9 protein-coding genes are annotated in these 9,316 nt (G+C 61.3%); 6 read left to right on the top strand and 3 right to left on the bottom strand.

What is annotated here, in order from left to right; all coding sequences use genetic code 11:
- The 5 genes from flhF to ACMV18_RS12000 all read left to right on the top strand — a co-directional run.
- On the top strand, positions 1–1,394 hold a 1,394-nt coding region (gene flhF, locus ACMV18_RS12020; RefSeq protein ID WP_420818036.1), incomplete at its 5' end, for a flagellar biosynthesis protein FlhF.
- Between the two features lie 53 nt (positions 1,395–1,447).
- Positions 1,448–2,290: a flagellar biosynthesis protein gene (locus ACMV18_RS12015; RefSeq protein WP_420818035.1), complete on the top strand. Its 843-nt coding sequence runs from the start codon at positions 1,448–1,450 to the stop codon at positions 2,288–2,290.
- Positions 2,291–2,307: 17 nt separating this feature from the next.
- Entirely contained in the window at positions 2,308–3,021 is a 714-nt protein-coding gene (locus ACMV18_RS12010) for an RNA polymerase sigma factor FliA (RefSeq protein WP_374258529.1), read from the top strand.
- A 53-nt stretch (positions 3,022–3,074) separates the two neighbouring features.
- On the top strand, positions 3,075–4,478 hold the full coding sequence (locus ACMV18_RS12005; protein ID WP_420818034.1) for a methyl-accepting chemotaxis protein: 1,404 nt from the start codon (positions 3,075–3,077) through the stop codon (positions 4,476–4,478).
- 96 nt (positions 4,479–4,574) lie between these two features.
- Positions 4,575–6,002 carry a methyl-accepting chemotaxis protein gene (locus ACMV18_RS12000; protein ID WP_420818033.1) on the top strand — a complete coding sequence of 476 codons (1,428 nt, stop codon included), beginning with the start codon at positions 4,575–4,577 and terminating at the stop codon, positions 6,000–6,002.
- A gap of 63 nt (positions 6,003–6,065) precedes the next feature.
- On the opposite strand, the gene argF is transcribed toward ACMV18_RS12000, so the two are convergent.
- Both argF and ACMV18_RS11990 read right to left on the bottom strand, forming a co-directional pair.
- On the bottom strand, positions 6,066–6,998 hold the full coding sequence (argF, locus tag ACMV18_RS11995; protein WP_420818032.1) for an ornithine carbamoyltransferase: 933 nt from the start codon (positions 6,996–6,998) through the stop codon (positions 6,066–6,068).
- A 2-nt stretch (positions 6,999–7,000) separates the two neighbouring features.
- On the bottom strand, positions 7,001–8,200 hold the full coding sequence (locus ACMV18_RS11990) for an aspartate aminotransferase family protein (RefSeq protein WP_374258523.1): 1,200 nt from the start codon (positions 8,198–8,200) through the stop codon (positions 7,001–7,003).
- Positions 8,201–8,544: 344 nt separating this feature from the next.
- Between ACMV18_RS11990 and ACMV18_RS11985 the strand changes: the two genes are divergently transcribed.
- Entirely contained in the window at positions 8,545–8,892 is a 348-nt protein-coding gene (locus ACMV18_RS11985; RefSeq protein ID WP_374258522.1) for a DUF3579 domain-containing protein, read from the top strand.
- An 89-nt stretch (positions 8,893–8,981) separates the two neighbouring features.
- On the opposite strand, the gene rpsT is transcribed toward ACMV18_RS11985, so the two are convergent.
- Positions 8,982–9,272 carry a 30S ribosomal protein S20 gene (gene rpsT, locus ACMV18_RS11980; RefSeq protein ID WP_374258520.1) on the bottom strand — a complete coding sequence of 97 codons (291 nt, stop codon included), beginning with the start codon at positions 9,270–9,272 and terminating at the stop codon, positions 8,982–8,984.
- Between the last annotated feature and the right edge of the window lie 44 nt (positions 9,273–9,316).

Here is a 9,316-nt window from a genome sequence, read left to right as displayed (position 1 = left end):
CCATGAGCACCTTGTCCTTCCAGGACTATGTGCGTGAGCGCATGCTCAAGCGTCGCCAGGCTGCGCTGCAAGCGCGGACCGAGCCCGCCATGTCCACCTCGCCAGAAGAGCAACTGACTCAGCGTTTTGCCGCGCCCAAGGCGCCGGCTCGCCCGTCGGCTGACACCGGCATCAACTTGGGTGAAGGCTTGGTGCATCGCCCCGCCATGCCCGCTGAGGCCGAGCCCGAAGCCTGGCAGCCTCAGATGGCCGCTCGCCCTGCACAACCTGCGCCTCGCCAAGCGGCACCCCGTCCCGCACCGGCCGCTCAGGTGTTGCCGCTGCGCGCCGCCGAGCATGCAGAGTTGACGATGGACCGTGTGGCCCCTCGCCGCGAGCCTGCTCGCAGTGTCGCCGCCGATGAGGCCACGCTGGCTGCCTTGAAGGCGGCGCAAGATGCCAATGCCTCCATGCTGGGAGAGCTGCGCGCCATGCGCGAGATGATGAAAGAGCGTTTCGAAACCATCGCCTTCATCGAAAAGCTGGGTCGCACGCCTTCCCAGGCTGCGCTGGCTCAAAAGCTGCTCGATGGCGGTTTTTCCGCCGTGCTGATCCGCAAGATGCTGGACGCCATGCCTGCTGAAGTGTCCATCGGTGAGATGGACGAGACCACGTGGGCGACCCAGGTGCTGCAACGCAACCTGAATACGGCCGACCGCGAACGCCCCATCGAAGACCAGGGCGGCGTGTTTGCCCTGATCGGTTCGACCGGCGTGGGCAAGACCACCTCGACCGCCAAGCTGGCGGCCGCCTTTGCTGCCAAGCACGGTGCCTCGAACCTGGGCCTGATCACGCTGGACGCCTACCGTGTCGGCGCCCACGAGCAACTGCGCGCCTATGGCCGCATTCTGGGCGTGCCTGTCCACATGGCGCATGACCGTGCGGCACTGGAAGACCTGCTGGAGCTGTTGTCGGGCAAGAAGATGATCCTCATCGACACCGCCGGCATGCCTCAGCGCGATGCCCGCTGCAAGGAACTGCTCGACATGCTGGCTCACCCCAGCATCAAAAAGCTGCTGGTGATCAACACTGCCGCCCAGGGCGACGCCATTGAGGACGTCATGCACGCCTACCAGGCATCGGCCTGTTCGGGTGTCATTCTGTCCAAGCTGGATGAAGCCGTGAAGCTCGGCCCCGCTCTGGACGCCCTGATCCGTCACAAGCTGAAGGTGGTGGGTGTTGCCAACGGCCAGCGTGTGCCGGAAGATTGGCACCGTCTGTCCGCTCAAGCGCTGGTCCATCGTGCCTTGCGCGCCAGCCTCAATCCAGCCTATCGCCTGGACCCGAATGAGGTCAGCTTGGTGTTTTCCACTCAATCGGCACAAGGACCTCTGTCAGCTGCGCAGGCCCACTGAACTGTGACCTGTCTGCCTTTGAATCGTCGTCACCATTCATCCTGACAGCACCTATGACCCGTCCTGCACGCCAACCGGTCAGCTCTGATGCGCTGCGTCCACATCATCCCGTGGATCAGGCGCAGGGGCGCAGGCAAATGTTCGCCTCGCGCGTGCTTCGTTTCATCCCGGTTGTCGCCAATCCCCGTTCCGGGTGCGGTGGCCTGGTGCTGGAGCGACTGTGCGCCGCCTATGCCAACTTCGGTCTTCACACCCTGGTGGTGGATGCGAGTGACCAAGCTCGCGCGCCCAGCGAGCTGGTCGCCTTCGACCTGAGCGAAGGCATCGAGAAGTTGTCTGACCACGTCAGTTACATGCCCGCTCGCGGCCTGCCCCTGACGTATGTGGATGCGCGCGGCTCCTGTGGTGGGTTGCTTGACGCGCTGGCAGATGCGTCGCCTCAAAGCGACACCATCCTGATCCATGCGTCAGCGAGTGAACTTGTGAGATTGTTTGGCCAGCGTGCCAGAGCGCATGGTTTGCGGCCTCTCGTTTTCACCAATGACATGGCAGAAGGCCTCACAGACGCGTATGCTGCAGTGAAGATCCTGAGTCAACGCGGTGGTTGGATGTCGTACGATCTGCTCGTCTGTGCGACGCCCGATAGCACCCAGGCGGAGGCAGTGTCTCAACGTCTGGCGCGTTGCGCAGATGATTTTCTTGGTGTTGCTCAGCGAAGTGCGCAAATGCTTGACCCCCGTGAGGCATCCGTGACAGATCCCAGCGCCCGGTTCATGGAACTGGCGGCGGCCCTGTTGCACAGCGCGCTGCCGCTTACACTCGGAGACTCGGCTTTCGACAACCTGATGTCACCTGGGGCGGCGCTGCCTGCCCGAGTCGCATCGGCACTCAATTGAGTTTCATGGAGCTCAGCATGTACACCGCCAAGGGACGACTCGACATCAATGCGATGCTGCGCCAGTACAGTCCGCTGGTGCGTCGTTTGGCTCATCAAATGATTGCCAAGCTGCCGGCCAATGTCGAGATCGATGACCTCATTCAAGTGGGCATGATCGGCCTGACCGATGCCCTAAGCCGCTTTGATGCCGGGCAGGGGGTGCAATTCGAAACCTTTGCCACCCAGCGCATCCGTGGCGCCATGCTCGACGAACTGCGTGGGGCCGACTGGCTCAGCCGTGGCACCCGCAAGCAGCAGCGAGACATCGAGACGGCCGTCCACAGATTGGAGCAAAAGCTCGGTCGCGCACCGCAAGAAAGCGAAATCGCCAAAGAGATGGACATGACCCTGGCCGAGTACCAGGACATGCTCGGCAAAGTGCGTGGCACCCAGCTGATCTATCTGGAAGACATGAGCGGCGAAGAGGGTGACAACGATTACCTCGATCGCCATGTCAGCGATGAAGGGCATGATCCGCTGAGCCTGTTGCAAGACCATCGCATGCGCCAGGCCTTGGTCGATGCCATCAAGAATCTGCCTGATCGCGAGCAGTACGTCATGAGCATGTACTACGAGCAGGACATGAACCTCAAGGAAATCGCTGCGGTACTGGGTGTGACTGAATCCCGTGTTTGTCAGTTGCACAGCCAATCCATTGCACGACTGCGTGTCAAATTGCGCGAGTGGTGATGGCAGTTAACTGTTGTCGGCTCGGTTGAGCTGACCTGTGAAGGGGGCAGCAAATGCTCAAGCTGTTCAAGCGGCTGGTAGGGGATGCCGAGGGCGCTCCATCATCCGATATCGCGGTTGAGCCGGGAGCCTTGACGGTTCCGACGACACCCCAAAATGACGCCAAGGCGCTCGCGCAAGCTTTGCAGCACGACACCAGCGGGCTGGGGCGTGAGGCAGCTGAACTGCGCGGTACCCTCGAAGACACTCAAGCCGTTGCGCAACGCCAGGCCGACGCATTTGGCAAGCTGGTGAGTCAACTGCAAGACATCAACAGCGCACAGGCACAAATCCGCATCGAGACCGAACAAAGCCTCGAAGCCATGCAGGTGGCGCGCAGCAGCGTGACCCACGTGGGGCATGAAGTCGGCGAAGTCGTGTCGACCTTGCATCAAGTGTCAGATGCCGCGCAGCAAATCACACAAGTGGCGCTGCAGACCCGATTGGTCGCCTTCAACGCATCGGTCGAAGCCAAGCGCGCCGGCGAGGCAGGGGCGGGCTTTTCCGTCGTCGCTGATGCGGTCAAAGAGCTCGCAACCCAGGTCGAATCCATCTCCAAAGCCATCATGAGCACGGTGGGTGCGCTGGATCAACGCATCCAGTCCCTGGCGGCCGACTTGAGCATGGAAGACAACGCGCATGTCGCACGCAGTGATGGGCGACCTCGGTTCCATGAAGCGCTGCTGGGGGTGGAGCAAGGCGTACAGCGCATCATGTCTGCGGCAGACCTCAGTGCAGAGATGACTCGCGGCATGGACGATCAGGTCGAGTCGATGGTCAGCGAAGTACGGCAGACCCGCCTGGCTTTGGGCGGTGCAGTCAAGCGCAGCGAAGCGGTGCTGGGGGTGTCTGAGCGCCTCATGGAGCACATTGCGACCTGTGGAGTCAGAACGGCTGATACGCCTTACATCGATTTGGCACAACGTGTCGCGGCCGACATTGCCGCCGCGCTGGAGCGCGCCTTGGCCAGCGGTCAAATCAAGCCGGAGCGCTTATTTGACGAACGCTATCAGCCCATCCCCGGCACACAACCTCCGCAGCACAGTACGTCGTACAACGACGTGGCGGATGCGTTGTTCCCACCTATTCAGGAAGCCGCGCTGAATGCTTTGCCCGCCATCGTGTTCTGCATTGCAGCCGATCGCAACGGCTACATCTCGACCCACAACCGCGCCTACTGTCAGCCTCAGCGTCCTGGGGACGTGGTGTGGAACACGGCCCACTCTAGGTGGCGCCGCATCTTCAATGACCGGACCGGTTTGGCGTCCGCGACCAACGAGCGTCCTTTCTTGCTGCAGACTTACCGGCGTGACATGGGGGGCGGGCAGTTTGTGCTTCTGAAAGAAGCGGCTGCGCCCATTACCGTGGCGGGCCGCCATTGGGGTGGTCTGCGACTGGCCTACCGGTTCCAGAGTTGATTGAGGCGGATCAAGGAATGTCGTGATGGATGGTGGCTGGTCTCAAGTTGAGATCGTTGGGGCCGATATGCCCTCAAATCCGTCCGTGAGGCTTCCATGAGTTCTCCCTCAACATCTTCCTTTTTCCTCCATGGTCACGATCGCGTTGTGCTCTCAGGGATCGCGGCCATTTTTGTGGGCGCATTGCTCTACGGGGCTGTCTATGACAGCTTCGCCATTGCGCTGATCATCGGCTTGATGTTTCTGGGGGCGGCCGTTGGGGTGGGGGCCTTCTCCAAGGGGGAGACGCTGAGCAAGGTGGGCTTGCCCGTGTTGGGCATGGCCATGACCGGACTGATGATCCACGTTGCGCACGGTCGCAGTGAGGCTCACTTCGCCGTCTTCGCATTTCTGGCTTGCCTGGTGGTGTACCGCAGTCCGATCCCTGTGATCGCCGGTGCAGCAGCCATTGCTGTGCATCACCTCACGTTCAACCAGTTCCAGACATGGGGCTGGGGGCCGATCTGTTTCACCGAGCCCAGCTTCATGCGGGTGGTCGAGCATGCGGTCTATGTGATCGTCGAATCCGTGGTGTTGATCCTGTTGGCCGCACGCGCGGCAGCGGACTTTGCCTCGGCTGAAGAGTTGATGGAGATTGCCGACCAGATCCAATCCTCAGACGGTACGCTGGATCTGACCGTGGCGCACATCGAGGCTCAAGGGCGGGCCAGTCGCAAACTGGTTGAGGCGCTGCGCCACATCGAGGCTGCAATCAACCAAGTTCGTGAGTCGGCGCATGCCATTGAGGCGGCCAGCAACGACATCGCGCGTGGCAATCAGGCTTTGAGCAGTCGCACGGAAGATGCTGCAGCCAGCATCGCCGAAACGGCGGCCTCGGTCGAACAGATCGCATCGACCATCAAGGCCAGCGTGGACAACGCACATCAAGCCAATGCACTGGCGAGCAATGCATCCAACGTGGCGGCGCAGGGTGGCGAGGCGGTCGCTCGCGTGGTGGACACCATGAGTGGCATCCAGCATTCCAGCCGCAAGATCACGGACATCATTGGCGTCATCGATGGCATTGCCTTCCAGACCAACATCCTGGCTTTGAACGCCGCCGTGGAAGCTGCCCGTGCGGGTGAGCAGGGGCGTGGCTTTGCTGTGGTGGCCGGCGAGGTTCGCACACTGGCCCAGCGCAGCGCCGAGGCAGCCAAGGAAATCAAGCAATTGATCACCAGCAGCGTGGAACAGGTCGAATCTGGCAGCGGCCTGGTGGACAACACCGGCACCATCATTGGTGATGTGGTCGAGCAAGTGCGCCGTGTCAGCGCCTTGGTCAGTGAAATCACTGTGTCGAGTTCCGAGCAGAACGACGGCATTGGTCAGATCAATCAGGCCATCAGCCGGCTGGACCACACGACCCAGCAAAACGCTGCGTTGGTCGATGAAACGGCCGGTGCTGCCGAACGCTTGCGCAGCCAGTCCAATGACCTGATTGCCGCGGTGTCGGTGTTCCGCACCGATGCATTGGTGCATGACTGACCTGATCGCACAGTCAATAAAAAGGGCCCGCACATGCGGGCCCTTTTTGATTCTGAGCTTGGCTTAGCCGATGCGGCCCAGCAGCAGGTATTCCATCAAAGCCTTTTGCACGTGCATGCGGTTTTCGGCCTCGTCCCACACCACCGATTGCGGGCCGTCGATCACGTCGGCTTCGACTTCTTCGCCGCGGTGTGCGGGCAGGCAGTGCATGAACAAGGCGTCGGGCTTGGCCACGGCCATCATGTCGCGGTCCACGCACCAGTCGGCAAAGGCCTTCATGCGGGCTTCGTTCTCGGCCTCGTAACCCATGGACGTCCACACATCGGTGGTCACCAGGTCCGCGTCACGGCAGGCATCCATGGGGTCCTTGAAGACCTTGTAGCAGTTCGTGTTGCTGATGCCGGCCACTTGCGGGTCGATTTCATAGCCGCTTGGCGTGCTCACATGCACCGTGAAGCCCAGCAACTCGGCCGCCTGCAGCCAGGTGTTGGCCATGTTGTTGCCGTCGCCCACCCAGGCCACCACCTTGCCCTGGATCGATCCACGGTGCTCGATGAAGGTGAAGATATCGGCCAGGATCTGGCAGGGGTGGAACTCGTTGGTCAGACCGTTGATGACGGGCACGCGCGAGTTGGCCGCGAACTTCACGATCTTGGCTTGCTCGTACGTGCGGATCATCACGATGTCGACCATGCGCGAGATCACCTTGGCGCTGTCTTCGATCGGTTCGCTGCGGCCCAGCTGGCTGCCATCGGTGGTGAGGTGCACCACCGAGCCGCCCATCTGGTACATGCCAGCCTCGAAGCTCACGCGTGTGCGGGTCGAGGCTTTCTCAAAGATCATCGCCAGCGTGCGGTCAGCCAGCGGGTTGTACTTCTCGTAGTTCTTGAAGCGCTTCTTGATGATCGCGGCGCGGTCGAAGAGGTAGGCGTACTCTTGCGAGCGCAGGTCTTTGAACTGCAGGTAATGCTTGATCAGACTCATACCGGGTTTCATGCTCAGACTGCACTCTCAGACAGGAATTGACGAATGATCGGCGCGAGGATGGCGACCAGATCGTCGGCTTGTTCGGTGGTGAACACCAGCGGGGGCAGCAGGCGAACCACCTTGTCGGCGGTCACGCTCAGCAGCAGGCCGGCGTCCAGGGCGCGGTTGAGGATCACGCCGCAGGGACGATCCAGCTCAATGCCGATCATCAGGCCTTGGCCACGGATCTCGACCACACCCTTGGTGTTGCTCAATTCGCGGCGCAGGGCATCCATCAGGTGATGGCCCAGACGCTCGGCGTGGGCGAGCAACTGCTCCTCTTCCATGATCTTGATGGTTTCCACGCCTGCACGCATGGCCAGTGGGTTGCCGCCAAACGTGGTGCCGTGGTTGCCGGCTTGCAGCACATTGGCCGCTTTGGGGCCGCACACTACCGCGCCCACGGGCACGCCCGAGCCCAGGCCCTTGGCCAGCGGCATCACGTCTGGCTGGATACCCGCCCACTGGTGGGCAAACCATTTGCCTGTGCGGCCCATGCCGCACTGCACTTCGTCTAGCATCAGCAGCCAGCCCTTTTCGTCGCACAGGCGGCGAGCGGCTTGCAGGTATTCCACGCGGGCGGGGTTGATGCCGCCTTCGCCCTGAATCACTTCCATGAAGATGGCGGTGACATTCGGGTGGGTGCGGGCAACTTCTTCCAGCGCTTCAATGCTGTTGAAGGGCACGCGGACAAAGCCTTCCACCAGCGGTTCGAAGCCGGCGTGCACCTTGGGGTTGCCCGTGGCCGACAGCGTGGCGATCGAGCGGCCATGGAAGGCGCGCTCACACACCACCACTTCAGCGCGGTCAATGCCCTTTTCGTGGCCGTATTTGCGGGCAATCTTCAGGGCCGCTTCGTTGGCTTCCAGGCCGGAGTTGCAGAAGAACACATTGGTCAAGCCCGAGCGTTCGACCAGCAGGCGCGCCAGTTCTTCCTGCAAGGGCACTTGGTAATAGTTGCAGCAGTGGATCATCTGACCCACCTGATCCTGCAGTGCTGCGACCAGCTTGGGGTGTGCGTGGCCCAGTGTGTTCACGGCGATGCCAGACAAACCGTCCAGATAGCGTCGGCCATCGGTATCCCAGACGTAGGCGCCTTCACCGCGCGTCAGCGCGATCGGCAGGCGGCCGTAGGTGGGCATCACATGGGGCATCGACACAGGTGCATTCATGACTGGGGTCTCAAGACAGCAAAAACGAAAAATGGCGCAGCAGGCACTGCGCCAAAAGACATTCTATGTAAAAGGGGCAGCTTTTCACGCAAGGGTGACAGTTCTGAGGGGGTGTCCCACTTCTGTCATGCGGATTGGGGAAACCCGGTTGCGGGAAGGGCTTGCCTTCGCGACAATACGCTTGTCTCGCATGGCTACGCTCGTCAACGACGTGTCCTGCGCCAAGGTGTTGGCTTCGACTTACCCGTCGAAGTCGATCCTTGATCCCCGTGGTTGTCCGACAAAATCTGGCGGCCACGAACTTCTGTCAATCACCCATTGAGCAGCCGGTCGGAAGCGAAACCGTGTCGACGTCATTGCCTACCCCCACCTCCTCCAAGCGACGCGAACTTTTCATCAAGGGCGTGACCTCCCAAGGACGTCCCTTTCGCCCCAGTGACTGGGCAGAACGCTTGGCCGGCGTGATGGCCGGCTTCCGGCCTGGGGGCAGCGGCAAAGGGCATGGGGCTCACATCGGTTATTCGCCGTATTGCATCCCGACCAGCCTTGGCAACATCAAGTGTGTGGTGGTGAACGAGGCGCTGCGCGACCTCGAACCCATGGCGTGGGACTTCGTGCTCAACTTTGCGCGGGACAACGACCTTCAGGTTGTGGATGCCTGCCTGATTGGCGATCCTCCGGCAAAGGGCTGAAGGGCCTAGGCGGCGGGCCCTGTGCCTGCCACGCCAAAAACAAAAAAGCCCGCAATTGCGGGCTTTTTGATGGGCAATCGGAAAACCGATTAGGCGGCCAGGGCCTTGATCTTGGCCGACAGGCGGCTCTTATGGCGAGCGGCCTTGTTCTTGTGGAACATGCCCTTGTCAGCGATCGAGTCGATCACCGATTGAGCGGCCTTGAAAGCGTCAGCAGCCTTGGCCTTGTCGCCAGCTTGCACAGCCTTGAGCACGCCCTTGACGGCGGTACGGAACTTGGAACGCAGAGCAGAGTTAGCGGCGTTCAGCTTGACGTCCTGACGAGCGCGCTTGCGGCCCGAAGCGATACGGACGGTCTTCTTCTTGGATGCAGATGCCATGATTTGCAGGCCCTGTAGATGCCTGGCCGAACTGACGACACCCC

This window comes from Aquabacterium sp. (assembly GCF_048860245.1).
Lineage (GTDB): Bacteria > Pseudomonadota > Gammaproteobacteria > Burkholderiales > Burkholderiaceae_C > Aquabacterium.
The sequence above is the reverse complement of the archived record's forward strand: the minus strand, read 5'-3'. Positions and strand labels throughout refer to the sequence as shown.

Excerpts from the sequence above, each read along its gene's own strand:
- ACMV18_RS12005 (WP_420818034.1), top strand. The coding sequence starts at position 3,075 with ATGCTCAAGCTGTTCAAGCGGCTGGTAGGGGATGCCGAGGGCGCTCCA.
- rpsT (WP_374258520.1), bottom strand. The coding sequence starts at position 9,272 with ATGGCATCTGCATCCAAGAAGAAGACCGTCCGTATCGCTTCGGGCCGC.
- ACMV18_RS11990 (WP_374258523.1), bottom strand. The coding sequence starts at position 8,200 with ATGAATGCACCTGTGTCGATGCCCCATGTGATGCCCACCTACGGCCGC.
- argF (WP_420818032.1), bottom strand. The coding sequence starts at position 6,998 with ATGAAACCCGGTATGAGTCTGATCAAGCATTACCTGCAGTTCAAAGAC.
- ACMV18_RS12000 (WP_420818033.1), top strand. The coding sequence starts at position 4,575 with ATGAGTTCTCCCTCAACATCTTCCTTTTTCCTCCATGGTCACGATCGC.
- ACMV18_RS12015 (WP_420818035.1), top strand. The coding sequence starts at position 1,448 with ATGACCCGTCCTGCACGCCAACCGGTCAGCTCTGATGCGCTGCGTCCA.
- ACMV18_RS12010 (WP_374258529.1), top strand. The coding sequence starts at position 2,308 with ATGTACACCGCCAAGGGACGACTCGACATCAATGCGATGCTGCGCCAG.